We start from the raw sequence: 16,335 nt of genomic DNA, 5'->3' as shown, positions 1-16,335 counted from the left end.
CACATCACCCGTTCGCCTCCGCGGAACACTCCGCTCACAGCCCCTCCACCCGCAGCACGCTGGTCACGCCCCGGACGGCCGACATCTCCCGCAGCCGGGCGACGGTCGTGGCCAGGGCCGCGTCCGGGGCCCGGTGGGTCACGATCACCAGCGTGGCGGCGTCGCCGTGCCCGTCCTGGCGGACGGTGGCGATGCTGACGCCCTGCGCGGCGAACTCGTGCGCGACGGTCGCCAGCACACCCGGCTTGTCCGCGACGTCGAGGCTGACGTGGTACCGGGTGGGGGTGTCGGCCATCGGCCGCACGGTCAGGCCGGCGTAGCCCGTCGTCCCCGGTCCGGCGACGCCGGCCACCCGGTTGCGGGCCACCGCGACCAGGTCGCCGAGCACCGCGCTGGCGGTCGGCTGCCCGCCGGCGCCCTGGCCGTAGAACATCAGCTCACCGGCCGCCTCCGCCTCGACGAAGACGGCGTTGAACGCGCCGCCCACCGCCGCCAGCGGGTGGGTGGTCGGGATCATCGCCGGGTGCACCCGGACGGCGACGGAGTCGTCGGCGCCGTCACTGCCCGCGACGCGCTCGCAGATCGCGAGCAGCTTCACCGTGCAGCCGATCTCGGCGGCCCGGGCGACGTCGGTCGCGGACACCGCGGAGATGCCCTCGCGGTACACGTCGGCGGCGGTGACCGGGGAGTGGAAGGCCAGCGAGGCCAGGATCGCGGCCTTGGCGGCGGCGTCGAACCCGTCGACGTCGGCGGTCGGGTCGGCCTCGGCGTACCCGGCCTCGGTCGCCTCGGCCAGCGCCTCGCCGAAGCCGGCCCCGGTCTCGACCATCCGGGACAGGATGTAGTTCGTCGTCCCGTTGACGATGCCGACCACCCGCCGGAGCTGGTCACCGGCCAGCGACTCGCGCAGCGGGCGCAGCAGCGGGATCGCCCCGGCGACCGCGGCCTCGTAGTAGAGGTCGACGCCGGCCTCGGCGGCCGCGGCGTGCAGCGCGACGCCGTCGTCGGCCAGCAGTGCCTTGTTGGCGCTGACCACCGACTTCCCGGCGCCGATGGCGGCCAGCAGGAGCGTGCGGGCGGGCTCGATGCCGCCGATCACCTCGACCACCAGGTCGACGTCGGGCCGGGTGACCAGCTCCTCGGCGTCGGTGGTCAGCAGCTCGGCGGGCACCTCGGGGTGCCGGTCGGGACGGCGGACGGCGACCCCGGCGACCTCCACCCGGCGCCCGATCCGGGCGGTCAGGTCATCGGCCTGCTCGGACAGCAGGCGCAGGACGGCGCCGCCCACCGTGCCGCAGCCCAGCAGGGCCACCTTCAGGGAATCGCTCACGACTGGGCTCCTGCGGCGTGCTCGGGCGCCGGCTGGTCGATCGCCGGGCTGGGGGCGGGCACGTCGGCGAGGACGGCATCGAGGGCGAACACGTCGGACAGTGTCTGACGTCGCACGATCTCGGTCGCCACCCCGTCCCGCACGGCGACCACCGGCGGCTTCAGCAGGTAGTTGTAGTTGCTCGCCATCGACCAGCAGTAGGCGCCGGTGGCGGCCACCGCCAGCAGGTCGCCGGGCTGGACGTCCGAGGGCAGCCACAGGTCGCGGACCAGCACGTCACCGCTCTCGCAGTGCTTGCCGACCACCCGGCAGAGCGCGGGTGGGGCGTCGGAGGCGCGGTTGGCCAGCACACAGGTGTAGCTGGCGTCGTAGAGGGCGGTGCGGATGTTGTCGCTCATCCCGCCGTCGACGGACACGTAGTTGCGCACCAGCGGGGTGCCCGGCGCGCCACTGGCCCCCAGCCGCACCGGCTTGATCGTGCCGATCTCGTACAGCGTCACGGTGCCCGGCCCGGCGATCGCGCGGCCCGGCTCGACGGCCAGTCGCGGCACCGGCAGCCCGAGGGCCGCGCACTCGGCGGCGATGACCGACCGCAGCTTCACCGCGACGTCCTCGGGGCTGACCGGGTCGTCCTCGGCGAGGTAGGCGATGCCGAACCCGCCGCCGAGGTTGAGCTCGCCGAGCACCTCGCCGGTGGCCTGGTGCACCTGGCCGAGCAGGCCGACGACCCGGTGCGCGGCGGCCTCGAAGCCGGCCGTGTCGAAGATCTGCGAGCCGATGTGGCTGTGCAGTCCGGCCAGGTGCAGCCCCGGCTCCCGGATCACCCGCACGGCCGCGGTGAGCGCGTCGCCGGTGGCCAGCGAGAAGCCGAACTTCTGGTCCTCGTGGGCGGTGGCGATGAACTCGTGGGTGTGCGCCTCGATGCCCACCGTCGACCGGATCAGCACCGACACCGGCGCGCCACCGGCGGCCACCCGGGCCTCCCCGAGCGGCACCAGCCGGTCGATCTCGTCGAAGGAGTCGAGCACCACGTGGCCGATCCCGGCGTCGACCGCGAGCTGCAGCTCGACCAGCGACTTGTTGTTGCCGTGCAGCGCGATCCGCTCGGCCGGGAAGCCGGCGGCCAGCGCGACCGCGAGCTCGTTGCCGCTGCAGGCGTCCAGGTGCAGCCCGTCGTCGGCGATCCAGCGGGCCACCTGGCCGCAGAGGAACGCCTTGGAGGCGTAGTGCACGTCGGCGTCGCTGAAGGCGTCGGCGAAGTCGGCGGCCCGGCTGCGGAAGTCGTCCTCGTCCAGCACGAACAGCGGCGTGCCGTGCGCGCGGGCCAGGTCGGTCACCCGGCGGCCACCCAGCTCCAGCTCGCCGTCGACCCGCCGGGCCGACCGCGGCCAGACCTGCGGGTCCAGCACGCCGAGGTCGGTCGGTGCCGGGCCGGCCGCCGGGGGCGGGGCGATGTTGCCGTGCAGCGGACCGGCCGGGTGCGCTCTCACATCCGCTCCGGGGCGGAGACGCCGAGCACGGCCAGACCGTTGCGCAGCACCGTCGCGGTCGCCGCGCAGAGCCACAACCGGGCGGTGGTCACCGGGGTGGCCTCCTCGTCACCGCGCGGCAGCACCCGGCACGAGTCGTAGAACCGGTGGTAGGTGCCGGCCAGCTCCTCCAGGTAGCGGGCCACCCGGTGCGGAGCCCGCAACTCCGCGGCCGAGGCGATCACCCGCGGGAACTCCCCCAGCGCCCGCAGCAGGTCGCCCTCCCGCTGGTGGGCGAGCGCCGCGGTGTCCACGTCACCGGCCTCGCCCAGCGGCAGGCCGAGGTCGGCGGCGCCGCGCAACAGCGAGGAGATCCGGGCGTGGGCGTACTGGACGTAGAAGACCGGGTTGTCGTTGGTCTGCCGGCTCCACAGGTCCAGGTCCAGGTCGATCTGCTGGTCGACCGAGGCCCGGGCCAGCGCGTACCGGGCGGCATCGGCACCGACCGCGGCCACCAGGTCCTCCAGCAGCACCACCGTGCCGGCCCGCTTGCTCATCCGCAGCGGCTCCCCGTCCCGGACCAGGTTCACCAGCTGCCCGATCAGGATCTCCAGGTTGACGTCCGGGTCGTCGCCGAGTGCGGCGACCAGCGCCTTGTACCGGCCGATGTAGCCGTGGTGGTCGGCGCCCAGCATGATCACGACCTTGTCGAAGCCGCGCTCGCGCTTGTCCAGGTAGTAGGCGCAGTCGGCGGCGAAGTAGGTCGTCTCGCCGTCGCTCTTGACCAGCACCCGGTCCTTGTCGTCCCCGAAGGTCGTCGTCCGCAGCCAGACGGCGCCGTCGGCCTCGAAGACGTGACCCTGCTCGCGCAGCCGGGCCACCGCCTTCTCCAGCGCACCGGTCTCGTGCAGCGTGCGCTCGCTGAAGTACACGTCGAAGACGACGCCGAAGTCGGCCAGCGTCCGCTTGATCTCGGCGAACATCAGGTCGACGCCGAGCACCCGGAACCGCTCCTGCTGGTCGGCCTCGGGCAGCTCGAGCACGCCGGGCTCGGCGGCCACCACCTGGGCGGCGATCTCACCGATGTAGTCACCGGCGTAGCCGTCCTCCGGCACCGGCCGCCCGTGCGCCGCCGCCAGCAGGCTCAGCGCGAACCGGTCGATCTGCGCGCCGGCGTCGTTGAAGTAGTACTCCCGGGTCACCTGCGCGCCGCTGGCCGTCAGCAGCCGGCCGAGGGCGTCGCCGACGGCGGCCCACCGGGTGCCGCCGATGTGCACCGGGCCGGTCGGGTTGGCCGAGACGAACTCAAGATTGAGCCGCTGCCCGGCCAGCACCTCGGTGCGCCCGTAGGCCTCGCCAGCGGCGACCACCCGGACGGCGATCTGGCCCAGCGCGTCCTTGGCCAGCGTGACGTTGAGGAAGCCGGGCCCGGCGACGTCGACCGCCGAGACGCCCTCGACACCGCGCAGTTCAGCGGCCAGCACCTCGGCGACCTCACGCGGCGGGCGCCCGGCGGCCTTGGCCAGCCGGAGCGCCACGTTGGTGGCGTAGTCACCGTGCTCGGGGTTCTTCGGCCGCTCGATCACGACCTCGTCGGGGACGGCGACGGAGAGCACGCCGCGCTCCACGGCCGCCGCGACTGCGGACCGGACGACGTCGCTGAGCTGCTCGGGTGTCACCGTTCGATCGTACGGAGCCGGGCATCCCCGTTCCGACCTGCCCGCCGGGCTGTGGGCCGCGACACCCCCGCCGGGCCGCCGACGGCCAGGGACTCCACAGGTCCGCGACCTAGACTCGCACCCGCCGGACGGGAGCAGCCCGGGACGGACGAGGGCACGCGCTGGCTCGCGAGACAGCGCGACCCACGACGCACAGCGAGCGAGGAGCGGCAGTGGCCAAGGACCCCAAGCCCGAGAACGGCCGCGCGACCAGCGGCGCTTCCCGTGGGGGGTCACAGGTGCCCGGCAAGGGCTCCGGCGGCCGGGGGCGCACCCGTCCGCCGACCACCGTGGTCACCCAGCAGAAGCCGTGGGGCCTGATCGCCGCCGCCGTCGCGGTGGTCGTCTTCGCCGCGGCGATCATCAGCTACGCCGTCGTCCAGGTGAACGAGTCCAACGCCAACCGGGTCACCGAGGCCAGCCAGATCAGCGGCCTGGAGACCTTCGAGTACGCCGCCGGCCAGGAGCACGTCACCACGCCGGTGAGCTACACCGAGACCCCGCCGGTCGGCGGGCCGCACGACGGCGAGTGGGCCGACTGCACCGGCACCGTCTACGACGTGGACATCCGGCACGAGAACGCCGTCCACTCCATGGAGCACGGCGCCACCTGGATCGCCTACGACCCCGAGCTCATCGCCGACGGCGACCTCGCCACGCTCGAGGAGCTGGTCGAGGGCACGTCGGGCCTCATGCTCTCCCCCTACGCCGGGCTGGGCGCGCCGATCAGCCTGCAGTCGTGGAACCACCAGTTGGCCGTCGACTCCGCCGACGACGTGCGGGTGCAGCAGTACGCCGACTTCATGACCTACAACGCCGACTTCTACCCGGAGGTCGGGGCGAGCTGCGAGAACCCGCTGTTCATCGCCGACCCGCTGGTGGAGGACGACAACAGCCGGGGCTCCGACGCCATGGCCACCGACGCGCCGACGACGTCGACCCCGGCGGCCGAGACCACCTCGGCCCCCTGACCCACCCCGCGCCCGTCGCAGCACCTGCCGCACCACCGGAGAGGACCCGATGACCGATCCCGCGAGCGAGGACGGCCGTGGCGCGACGAGCGCCGGCCGGCCCCGGGGCTGGCTGACCGGCGTCCTGGTGGCGGTGATCGCCGTCGGGCTCCTGCTAGCCGGCGGGGGGCTGGCCGTGGCACTGGGCGTGGGGCGCGACGAGCAGCCCACCACCGACTCGGTCGCCGCCGGGTTCTCCCGGGACATGTCCCGGCACCACCTGCAGGCGGTGGAGATGGCGAACCTGGCGCTCACCGAGACCGAGGACCCGGAGATCCGCCAGCTGGCCTTCGACATCTCCGCCACCCAGACCAACCAGCTGGGCCGGATGCAGGGCTGGCTGTCGCTGTGGGACCTGCCGTTCAACGGCGGGGAGACCATGGCGTGGATGTCGGACGGGGAGATGGCCGGACACGACATGGCCGGCCACGAGACGGCCGGCGCGGCGCTGATGCCGGGGATGGCGACCGAGGCGGAGCTCGCCGAGCTGCGCTCGCTGTCCGGGACGGCGTTCGACCGGATGTTCCTGCAGCTGATGATCCGGCACCACCAGGGCGGGCTGGCCATGGCCGAGTACGGCCGGGAGCACTCCGACGTCGACGTCGTCGAGCGGCTGGCCCGCTCGATCGCGGAGACCCAGGACGCCGAGACGGCCACCATGGCGGCGATGCTCCGGGCGCGTGGCGGGGAGCCCCTGCCGGCACCCTGACCCGGTCGCCGCGGAGGCGGGGCCCCTGCCGGTGACGCATCCGCGGGCTGGTAACGTGCCACGGGCGCCGAGCGGGAGCAGAGCGCAGCACGATCGCAGGACAGCACGACACGCGGACGAGCCCCCGTAGCTCAGGGGATAGAGCACTGCCCTCCGGAGGCAGGGGCGCAGGTTCGAATCCTGCCGGGGGCACACCAGCCCAGCTCGCACCGCGACTTCCCCGCCCGCCCAGGACACCTCGTCCCGGGCGGGCGGCGTCGTCCCCGGCCCGGTCAGCCCTGCTGGACCCGGCCGTCGGCCACCGCGAACCGCCGGGTGGTGCGCACCGCCTCGAGCATCCGGCGGTCGTGGGTGACCAGCATCAGCGTGCCGGTGTAGTCGGCGAGCGCCTGTTCCAGCTGCTCGATCGCCGGCAGGTCCAGGTGGTTGGTCGGCTCGTCGAGCACCAGCACGTTGACCCCGCGGGCCTGCAGCAGCGCCAGCGCCGCGCGGGTCCGCTCCCCCGGCGACAGGGTGCCGGCCGGCCGCACCACGTGGTCGGCGCGCAACCCGAACTTGGCCAGCAGCGTGCGCACCTCGGCATCGGGCAGGTCGGGCACCTCGGCCCCGAACGCCGCGGCCAGCGGCTCGTCCCCCAGGAAGCTGCCCCGGACCTGGTCCACCTCGCCCAGTCGCACGCCCGAGCCGAGCGCCGCCGTCCCCTCGTCCAGCGGCAACCGGCCCAGCAGTGCGGCGAGCAGGGTGCTCTTCCCCGACCCGTTGGCCCCGGTGATCGCCACCCGGTCACCCCAGTCGACCTGCAGGTCCACCGGCCCGAGGGTGAACCCACCACGTCGGACGACGGCGCCACGGAGCGTGGCGACCACGGCGCCGGCCCGCGGAGCCGCAGCGATCTCCATCCGCAGCTTCCACTCCTTGCGCGGCTCGTCGACCACCTCGAGTCGCTCGATCCGCCGCTCGGTCTGCTTGGCCTTGGCGGCCTGCTTCTCCGACGAGGACCGGTTGGCCGCCTTGATGTGCTTGTCGCCGTCCTTGGACTTCTTGATCGAGTCGCGGACGCCCTTGGCCATCCAGTTGCGCTGCATCCGCGCCCGGGACTCCAGCGAGGCCTTGGTGTCGGCGAACTCCTCGAACTCCTCGCGGGCGTGCCGACGGGCCACCTCCCGCTCGACCAGGTAGGCCTCGTAGCCGCCGTCGTGCACCCGCACCAGTTGCTGCGCCAGGTCGAGCTCCACCACCCGGGTGACGGTGCGGGCGAGGAACTCGCGGTCGTGGCTGACCAGCACGACCCCGGTGCGCAGGCCGGCGACGAAGCTCTCCAGCTGCTCCAGCCCGGCCAGGTCGAGGTCGTTGGTGGGCTCGTCGAGCAGCAGGACGTCGTACCGGCTGAGCAGCAGCGACGCCAGCCCGACCCGGGCGGCCTGCCCGCCGGAGAGCCCGACCGTCGCCGCGTCCAGGGCCACACCGGGAGCCACCGAGGCGACCACCGCCTCGGCGCGCTCGGCCAGGTCGGCGCCGCCGAGGGCCAGCCAGCGCTCCAGGGCGTCGCCGTACCGGTCGTCGGCGCCCGGGGCACCCGCGGTGAGCGCCTCGGTGGCCTCCTCCATGACCTGCTCGGCGGCGGCGACCCCGGTCCGCCGGGCCAGCAGGTCGAGCACGGTCTCCCCCGGCCGCCGGTCGGTCTCCTGCGGGAGGTAGCCGACCGTCGCCGACGGCGGGCTGAGCGCGATCTCCCCGGACTCGGCCGGCAGCACCCCGGCCAGGGTCTGCAGCAGGGTGGACTTGCCGGCGCCGTTCACCCCGACCAGGCCGACGACGTCGCCGGGGGCGACGACCAGGTCGAGGTCGGCGAACAGGACCCGGGCGCCGTGACCGGCGGCCAGTCCACGGGCGAGCAGCGTGGCGGACACCCGCACATGGTGCCGCCCGACGGCCGGACGACCGGTGAGCGGCCCCGGCGCGGACCGGGGTCAATCGGCGAAGGGGCCGGCCCCGCCGGGCGGTTCCTCGTCCTCGGGGAGCGCGAGGACGTCGTCGGCGATCTCGTCGAGCAGCTCCTCGAACGCGGCCACCCCGGGTGCCTCGTCCCCCGTGCCGCTCCGGCGGACCAGCCAGGGGCGCAGGTTGTCGTAGCCGCGCACCGACACCCGACGCAGCGGCCGGACCCGGTACTGCCGGACACCGCGCAGCTCGCGCGCCAGCTGCTCGTCGACCAGCACGGTCGAGGGCCGGGCGAGCGAGGTGAGCCGGCTGGCCAGGTTGACCACCGGTGAGTACACGTCCCCGAGCCGGGTGAGCACCGCCCCGTGGGCAGCACCCACCCGCAGCGGTGGCCGGTCCGCGGCGGTCCACTCGTCCGGGAGCAGCAGCGCGATCTCCACGGCGTCCACCGGGTCGGCGCAGGTGAACAGCACGCCGTCCCCGACCGTCTTCACCACCCGGCCGCGGAACCGGGCGATGACGTCGGCGGCCAGCCCCTCGAAGTCCTCGACCATCGCGCCCAGCTCCTGACCGCCCATGCCGCGGCTGCGCGAGGTGTAGCCGACCAGGTCGGCGAAGCCGACCGCCAGCTCCCGCCGGTCCCCGGCCCCCGGGGCGGCGAGGAACAGCCGCCCGGCGTTGGCGGCCAGGTGCCGCCGCCAGACGTAGTCCTGCAGCTCGCGCATCAGCGGCAGCAGCCGCTCGGTGGACCGGACTGCGTCGGCCTCCACCGCCGCGCGGTCCTCCGGGCCGCCGGGGGCGGTGAGCAGGGTGGCCAGCATGTCGGTCTGCCAGTCGGCCAGCCGGGACAGCGACTGCCCCATGGCGCGGGCGATGGACGCCTCGGCGCCGGGCTCGACGAAGCCCGAGTCGATCAGCGCCGACAGCCGGGCCAGGGCGGTCACGTCGGCGTCGGTGAACGCCGGGTCGCCCTCGGGGACGTCGGCGAAGCCCAGCGCCCGCCACAGCCGCTGGGTGCGCTCGGGTGGCATGCCGGCCAGCTCGGCCACCTGCCGGCGGGTGTACCGGCGCGGCCCCTCGAGCAGCAGCCGCTCCAGGGACTCGCGCGGGTCGGGACCGTCGGCGGGACCCGGTTCGGACGTCGGCAGCGCTCAGCCCGCGCGGTGTGCAGCGGCCGGCCGGCCGCTGGTGCTGCGAGAGACGGTCACCGGACCTCCTCGGCGGGCGTTCGTCGGCCGCGTGCACGGCACTGCTGGGACATCCGTCGGTGTGCGAGCTCGCCCACCGCGCGGAACCTACCGAACCCACGACCGATCAGGTGGCACCGCCGCCGTGGTCCTCGCGTTGGAGGGTGCCGGTGCGCTTGGATGGCCCCGGCGCCGGACCCGCCGGCGGAGCGAGGAGGGCGAGATCAGCAGCGGCAGATCGGCCGCCGTCGACCCCGTCAGGGTCGAGGTGAACGGCCTCACGAAGACGTTCGGCAAGGTGCGCGCGGTCGACGACCTGAGCTTCACCGTCGAACCCGGGCAGGTGACCGGTTTCCTGGGGCCCAACGGCGCGGGGAAGACCACCACGCTGCGGATGGCCCTGGGCCTGATCACGCCCGACACCGGCACGACCACGTTCAACGGCGTCGGCTACCCGGGGCTGCCCGAGCCGATGCGCCAGGTCGGCGCGGTGCTGGAGACGGCGTTCCACCCGGCGCGCAGCGGCCGCGACCACCTGCGGGTGTACTGCCGCGCGACCGGCCTGCCGGTCGGCCGCGCCGACGAGGTGCTCGGCCTGGTCGGGCTCGGCACCGCCGGCCGGCGCCGGGCCGGGGGCTACTCCCTGGGCATGCGCCAGCGCCTCGGGCTGGCCACGGCGCTGCTGGGCGACCCGGCCGTGCTGGTGCTCGACGAGCCGGCCAACGGCCTGGACCCGGAGGGCATCCAGTGGCTGCGCGGGTTCCTCCGCCACCTGGCTCACGACCAGGGCCGCACGGTGCTGGTCTCGAGCCACCTGCTGTCCGAGGTCGAGCAGACCGCCGACCGGGTGGTGATCGTCGGCGCCGGCAAGCTCGTCCGCCAGGGGACCCTGGCCGAGCTGCGCTCCGGCAGCGCCGGCAGCGTGCTGGTGCGCAGTCCGCAGAGCACCGCGCTGGCCGACCTGCTGCGCACCGACGGGACGACGGTGGCCCTGACCGACGCGACCCCCGACGGGCTGACGGTCACCGGGCTGAGCACCGACGAGATCGGCCGGCGGGCGTTCGCCGGCGGGATCGAGCTGCACGAACTGCGGTCGCGCACCAGTGGGCTGGAAGAGGTGTACTTCCGGCTCACCGCCGGCTCGGAGCAGTACGCCGCCGTCCACGCCGAGCAGGGAGCTGCCTGATGGGCACCGTCGTGGCGCGACTGGTCCGCGCGGAGTGGACGAAGCTCTTCAGCACCCGGGTGTGGATCGGGCTGCTGGTCGGCGCCTGCGTGCTGTCCGGTGCGTTCGCGGCGCTGTTCACCGCCTTCGCTGGCAACCCGGACAGCGGGTTGCCGCCGCTGGACTCGCCCGCGTACGGCCAGCTGGCCTTCTCCCTGGCCACGAACGCGACGGTGATCTCGGTGGTCCTCGGGATCATCGGGATCACCCAGGAGTACCGGCACCGCACCGCGACGCCGACCTTCCTCGCCACCCCGCAGCGTGGCCGGGTGGTGATCGCCAAGCTGCTGGCCTACGCCCTGGTGGCGATCCCCTACGCGGTCGTCGTCTGCGCCGTGACCGCGGCGGTGGTGCTGGTCTACGGCAACGCCCGCGGTGGCGCTCCGGAGCTGAGCGGCGACAACCTCGAGGTGCTCGCCTTCGCCGGTCTCGCGCTGGTCATCTACACGGTGATCGGGGTCGGTCTGGGCGCGCTGCTGAAGAACCAGGTCGGTGCCATCGTCGCCGCACTGATCTACCTCTTCGTCGTGGAACCGCTGCTGCGCAGCATCCCGGCGACCTCGGGGGCCTACAAGTGGCTGCCCGGTGGCGCGCTGGAGGCGATGACGGCGACCTTCGAGGGCCCGGACCTGCTCGAGCAGTGGCAGGGCGCCCTCCTGCTGCTGGGCTACGGCCTGGTCGCCGCCCTGCTCGGCACGCTGCTGGCCGTCCGCCGGGACGTGGTCTGAGTGCGCACCCGCCAGGCGACACCGAAGGAGGCTGCGTGACCAGTCGGATGACCGTCCAGCGGCTCGGGCGACTGGTCACCGACGGCGAGCTCGACGCCGTCCGGGCGGCCGTGCAGGAGCAGCCGCACCTGTTGTCGGCCGCCGTCGAGCGGGACGGCGCGGACGGCTGGACCGCGCTGCACCTCGCCGTGCTCGCCGGGCAGGCCCCGATGGTCGCCGCACTGGTCGAGGCCGGGGCCGACCCGACCGCCCGGACCGAGGACGGCCGCACCCCCCTGAACCTGGCCCTGCTGCACGCGCCGGCCCTGGTGGAGGTGCTCCGCGAGGCGGGTGCGCCCGTCGACGCCGCCTCCGCGGCGTTCCTGGGCGAGGTCGAGACGCTGTCCCGGGCGCTGGACGACGGCGTCCCGCTCACCGACCCGGCCACCGACACCGACCTGCTGAGCTGGGCGGCGGCCGGCGGCCGACCCGGCACGGTCCAGGTGCTGCTGGACCGCGGTGCGGCGCCCGGCCGGGCCCTGCACGCCGCGGCCGCCGGAGGTGCGCCGGCGGTCGTCCAGGCGCTGCTGGCGGCGGGCGCGGACGCCGACGTCCGTGACCCGGCCACCGGCCGCACCCCCCTGCACGCCGCCGTCGCCGGCGCCGCCTCGGGTGACGGTGCCCCGGCGGCCTCCGGTGGCGATGCCGACGCGGCCTCCGGCGGCGACGTCCAGGCGGTGGTGCGGCTGCTGCTCGACGCCGGGGCCGACGTGGACGCCACCACCCACGACGGTGCCTCCGCCCTGGACATCGCCCGGGTGGCGGCCGCACGGCAGCGCGCCGAGGCCGCCGGGGACGCGCCGGTGGCCGACTCGCTCGCCGAGATGCTGGTCACCGCCGGCGCGAGCGGATGACGCCGCGCCCGGCGGCGGATCGGACCGCACGGTGCCGGTTCTGCCCGGTCCACAGGCCCCAGTGACCCGGGACACGTGCGGCATCTCACGCGGGAGCACTGCACCCCCGGACCGGGGGCGTAAAGTCGGCACCCGGTCCAACGACGTCCACCGACGAAGAAGGCACTCGACCCCGTGTCAAGCGTGAGCTCATCCCAGCCGTCCCCCGCCCACTCCGCCAACCCGGTGGCGGGCTTCGGCACCAACGAGTGGCTGGTCGAGGAGATGTACCAGCAGTACCTCGCCGATCCAGGGAGTGTGGACCAGGCCTGGCACGACTTCTTCGCCGACTACCGGCCCGGCAGCCCCGTCGCCGACGGCCAGGACCGCACCTCCGAGCCGGCCGAGCCCGCTGCGCCGGCCGAGCCCGAGACATCCGAGGCGGCGTCCGCGCCGCCGGCCACCACCTACGCCTCCCCCGCGCCCAGCCGAGAGGTCGCACCGCAGATGACCCAGTCGGGTCCCGCCGCGCCGAAGCCGGCGCCCGCCAGCACGAGCTCCGCCGAGAAGAGCCCCTCCGACAAGAGCGCCTCGGACAAGGGTTCCTCCGACAAGGGTTCCTCCGACAAGGGCGCCGCCCCGGGCCTCAGCGCCGCCGCGAGCGACGCCCGGTCCGAGGGCACCGTGGTGGCCCGGGCTGCCGAGCGCGCCTCGCAGCAGAAGCCGGCGGCACCGGCCAAGCCGGTCGTCAAGCCGGGGGCCGGCCGCGCCACCGCCGACGAGGACGGCGGAGGCCCGAAGCGCACCCCGTTGCGCGGGGCCGCCGCGAGCGTCGTGAAGAACATGAACGCCTCGCTGACCGTGCCGACGGCCACCAGCGTGCGGGCGGTGCCGGCCAAGCTCATGGTCGACAACCGGATCGTCATCAACAACCACCTGGCCCGCGCCCGGGGCGGGAAGATCTCCTTCACCCACCTGATCGGCTACGCGCTGGTCCGGGCGCTGGACGACTTCCCGAACATGAACAGTGCGTTCGCCGAGGTCGACGGCAAGCCGACCCACGTCCAGCCCGAGCACGTCAACTTCGGCCTGGCCATCGACCTGCCCAAGCCCGACGGCACACGCTCGCTGGTGGTGGCGTCCATCAAGGGCGCCGAGGCGATGGACTTCGCCGCCTTCTGGGGCGCCTACGAGGACATCATCCGGCGCGCCCGGGCCGGCAAGCTGACCATGGAGGACTTCTCCGGCACGACGATCAGCCTCACCAACCCGGGCACCATCGGCACCAACCACTCGGTGCCGCGGCTGACCACCAACCAGGGCACGATCGTCGGTGTCGGCGCGATGGACTACCCGGCCGAGTTCCAGGGGATGAGCCCCGAGGCGCTCGCCGAGATGGCCGTCTCGAAGATCATCACGCTGACCTCGACGTACGACCACCGGGTCATCCAGGGCGCGGAGTCCGGCGACTTCCTGCGCCGGATGCACCACCTGCTGCTGGGCCAGGACGGCTTCTACGACGACGTCTTCCGCTCGCTGCGCATCCCCTACGAGCCGGTCCGCTGGGTGCCCGACATGCGGGTCACCCACGAGGGCCAGATCGCCAAGGAAGCCCGGGTCATCGAGGTCATCGAGGCCTACCGGCGCAACGGCCACCTCATGGCCGACACCGACCCGCTCGAGTTCAAGGTCCGCACCCACCCCGACCTGGACATCGTCCAGCACGGGCTGACCCTGTGGGACCTCGACCGGCCCTTCCCGGTCGGTGGCTTCGCCGGCGAGCGCACGATGCTGCTGCGCGACATCCTCGGGGTGCTGCGCAACTCCTACTGCCGCACCGTCGGCGTGGAGTACATGCACATCACCGACCCCGAGGAGCGCCGCTGGCTCCAGGAGCGCATCGAGGTCAAGCACGACCAGCCCAGCCGGGACAAGCAGAAGCGCGTGCTCGGCAGGCTCAACGCCGCCGAGGCGTTCGAGACCTTCCTGCAGACGAAGTACGTCGGCCAGAAGCGGTTCAGCCTCGAGGGCGGCGAGTCGGTCATCCCGCTGCTGGACGAGGTGCTGGTCAGCTCCTCCGAGCACGGCATCGAGGAGGTCGCGATCGGCATGGCCCACCGCGGCCGGCTGAACGTGCTGGCCAACGTCCTCGGCAAGAGCTACGCCAAGATCTTCGGCGAGTTCGAGGGCAACATCGACCCGGGCACCGTGCAGGGCTCCGGCGACGTGAAGTACCACCTCGGGGCCGAGGGCACCTTCGAGCACGAGGGCCGTTCGGTCGCGGTGTCACTGGCCAGCAACCCCAGCCACCTGGAGACCGTCAACCCCGTGCTCGAGGGCATCGTGCGGGCCAAGCAGGACATGATCGACAAGGGCGAGGGCGGCTTCACCGTGCTGCCCCTGCTGCTGCACGGCGACGCGGCGTTCGCCGGCCAGGGCGTCGTCCAGGAGACCCTGAACCTCTCCCAGCTGCGCGGCTACCGCACCGGCGGCACCGTGCACGTGGTCATCAACAACCAGGTCGGTTTCACCACCAGCCCGGCCCAGTCCCGTTCGACGCTCTACTCCACCGACGTGGCGCGGATGATCGGCGCTCCGGTCTTCCACGTGAACGGGGACGACCCCGAGGCCTGCGTCCGGGTGGCGAAGCTGGCGGTCGACTACCGGCAGGAGTTCAAGAAGGACGTCGTCGTCGACCTCGTCTGCTACCGCCGGCGCGGGCACAACGAGGGCGACGACCCGTCGATGACCCAGCCGCTGATGTACGACATCATCGACCGCAAGCGCTCGGTCCGGAAGCTGTACACCGAGGCGCTCGTCGGCCGCGGTGACATCACGCTGGCCGACGCCGAGGAGGCCCTGAAGGACTACCGCGGGCAGCTCGAGCGGGCCTTCGCCGAGACCCACGACGCCCGTGACTCCTCCACGCCCGAGCCGGTCATGGACCCGCGCTCGCCGCAGGAGGCCACGGTCGACACGGCGATCACCCCCGAGGTGCTCAAGGCGATCGGTGACGCGCACGTCGCACTGCCGACCGACTTCACCGTGCACCCCAAGCTGCAGCGGATGCTGGAGCGCCGGGCGGCGATGGCCAGCGAGGGCGGCGTCGACTGGGCGATGGGCGAGCTGCTGGCCTTCGGGTCGCTGCTCATGGAGGGCGTGCCGGTCCGGCTGGCCGGGCAGGACTCCCGCCGCGGCACGTTCGTCCAGCGGCACTCGGTGCTCATCGACCGGGAGACCGCCGAGGAGCACACGCCGCTGCTGAACCTCACCGAGGACCAGGCGAAGTTCTTCGTCTACGACTCGCTGCTGTCGGAGTACGCCGCGCTCGGCTTCGAGTACGGCTACTCGGTGGCCAACCCCAGGGCCCTCGTGCTCTGGGAGGCCCAGTTCGGCGACTTCGTCGACGGCGCGCAGATGGTCATCGACGAGTTCATCAGCTCCGGTGAGGCCAAGTGGGGCCAGCGTTCCGGCGTCGTCATGCTGCTGCCGCACGGGCTGGAGGGCCAGGGGCCCGACCACTCCAGCGGCCGGATCGAGCGCTTCCTGCAGCTGTCGGCCGAGAACAACATGACGGTCGCCAACTGCTCGACGCCGGCGAACTACTTCCACCTGCTGCGCCGTCAGGCGCTGTCGGAGGTGCACCGCCCGCTGGTGGTGTTCACCCCCAAGTCGCTGTTGCGTGCCAAGGCCGCGGTCAGCTCGGTGAGCGACTTCACCGAGCAGCACTTCCGTCCGGTGCTCCCGGACCCGGGTGTGGGCGGGCAGCCCCTGGACGGCTCCGCGGTGCACCGCGTCCTGCTGTGCAGCGGGAAGATCAGCTACGAGCTGCTCGCCCAGCGGGAGAACGAGGGGACCGCCGACACCGCGATCCTGCGGGTCGAGCAGCTCTACCCGCTGCCGGCCGAGGAGATCGCCGAGGCGCTGGAGGCCTACCCGAACGCGACCGACGTCGTGTGGGTGCAGGAGGAGCCGGCGAACATGGGCGCCGCCCAGTTCATGGCCGTGAACCTGCCCGAGCACCTGCCGGCCGGGCGCACGCTGCGCGGGGTGTCCCGGAAGGCCTCGGCGAGCCCGGCCGTGGGCTCGGCCAAGGTGCACGAGGTCGAGCAGCGCCAGCTGGTCGCCCGGGCCTTCGCCGACTGA

General features: G+C 73.7%; 11 protein-coding genes and 1 tRNA gene. 7 read left to right on the top strand and 5 right to left on the bottom strand.

What is annotated here, in order from left to right; genetic code table 11:
• Positions 1-34 precede the first annotated feature (34 nt).
• From O2W53_RS19250 to argS, 3 genes are read right to left on the bottom strand one after another with little or no spacing between them, the layout of a single operon-like run.
• Positions 35-1,330: a homoserine dehydrogenase gene (locus O2W53_RS19250; RefSeq protein ID WP_269164675.1), complete on the bottom strand. Its 1,296-nt coding sequence runs from the start codon at positions 1,328-1,330 to the stop codon at positions 35-37.
• The gene (lysA, locus tag O2W53_RS19245; protein WP_269164674.1) at positions 1,327-2,820 is read right to left on the bottom strand and encodes a diaminopimelate decarboxylase; all 1,494 of its coding nucleotides are present in this window, start codon (positions 2,818-2,820) and stop codon (positions 1,327-1,329) included. The genes O2W53_RS19250 and lysA overlap by 4 nt, the downstream gene beginning before the upstream one ends.
• Positions 2,817-4,478, bottom strand: coding sequence for an arginine--tRNA ligase (argS, locus tag O2W53_RS19240; RefSeq protein WP_269164673.1), 1,662 nt, complete (start codon positions 4,476-4,478; stop codon positions 2,817-2,819). The genes lysA and argS overlap by 4 nt, the downstream gene beginning before the upstream one ends.
• Before the next feature lie 212 nt (positions 4,479-4,690).
• On the opposite strand from argS, the gene O2W53_RS19235 reads away from it, so the two are divergent.
• From O2W53_RS19235 to O2W53_RS19225, 3 genes are all read left to right on the top strand, one after another.
• Complete coding sequence (locus O2W53_RS19235) at positions 4,691-5,488, top strand: DUF3105 domain-containing protein (RefSeq protein ID WP_269164672.1); 798 nt, start codon at positions 4,691-4,693, stop codon at positions 5,486-5,488.
• A gap of 49 nt (positions 5,489-5,537) precedes the next feature.
• Positions 5,538-6,236 carry a DUF305 domain-containing protein gene (locus O2W53_RS19230; RefSeq protein WP_269164671.1) on the top strand — a complete coding sequence of 233 codons (699 nt, stop codon included), beginning with the start codon at positions 5,538-5,540 and terminating at the stop codon, positions 6,234-6,236.
• A 120-nt stretch (positions 6,237-6,356) separates the two neighbouring features.
• A tRNA-Arg gene (locus O2W53_RS19225) sits at positions 6,357-6,428 on the top strand.
• An 80-nt stretch (positions 6,429-6,508) separates the two neighbouring features.
• Here the strand turns inward: O2W53_RS19225 and O2W53_RS19220 are convergent.
• Both O2W53_RS19220 and O2W53_RS19215 read right to left on the bottom strand, forming a co-directional pair.
• A complete protein-coding gene (locus O2W53_RS19220; protein ID WP_269164670.1) occupies positions 6,509-8,146 on the bottom strand; it encodes an ABC-F family ATP-binding cassette domain-containing protein in 1,638 nt (545 codons plus the stop codon).
• 60 nt (positions 8,147-8,206) lie between these two features.
• Positions 8,207-9,262: an adenylate/guanylate cyclase domain-containing protein gene (locus O2W53_RS19215; RefSeq protein ID WP_442928853.1), complete on the bottom strand. Its 1,056-nt coding sequence runs from the start codon at positions 9,260-9,262 to the stop codon at positions 8,207-8,209.
• A gap of 370 nt (positions 9,263-9,632) precedes the next feature.
• Here O2W53_RS19215 and O2W53_RS19210 point away from each other — a divergent pair, with 370 nt between their 5' ends.
• The 4 genes from O2W53_RS19210 to O2W53_RS19195 all read left to right on the top strand — a co-directional run bounded on the left by O2W53_RS19210 (position 9,633) and on the right by O2W53_RS19195 (position 16,335).
• Complete coding sequence (locus O2W53_RS19210) at positions 9,633-10,550, top strand: ABC transporter ATP-binding protein (protein WP_269164668.1); 918 nt, start codon at positions 9,633-9,635, stop codon at positions 10,548-10,550.
• A complete protein-coding gene (locus tag O2W53_RS19205) occupies positions 10,550-11,317 on the top strand; it encodes an ABC transporter permease (RefSeq protein ID WP_269164667.1) in 768 nt (255 codons plus the stop codon). The genes O2W53_RS19210 and O2W53_RS19205 overlap by 1 nt, the downstream gene beginning before the upstream one ends.
• A 35-nt stretch (positions 11,318-11,352) precedes the next feature.
• Positions 11,353-12,210 carry an ankyrin repeat domain-containing protein gene (locus O2W53_RS19200; RefSeq protein ID WP_269164666.1) on the top strand — a complete coding sequence of 286 codons (858 nt, stop codon included), beginning with the start codon at positions 11,353-11,355 and terminating at the stop codon, positions 12,208-12,210.
• Positions 12,211-12,393: 183 nt separating this feature from the next.
• Entirely contained in the window at positions 12,394-16,335 is a 3,942-nt protein-coding gene (locus tag O2W53_RS19195) for a multifunctional oxoglutarate decarboxylase/oxoglutarate dehydrogenase thiamine pyrophosphate-binding subunit/dihydrolipoyllysine-residue succinyltransferase subunit (RefSeq protein ID WP_269164665.1), read from the top strand.

The organism is Modestobacter sp. VKM Ac-2978, assembly GCF_026968025.1.
Lineage (GTDB): Bacteria > Actinomycetota > Actinomycetes > Mycobacteriales > Geodermatophilaceae > Modestobacter.
Note: the sequence above shows the minus strand (reverse complement) of the source record. Positions and strands in the feature narration are given on the sequence as shown.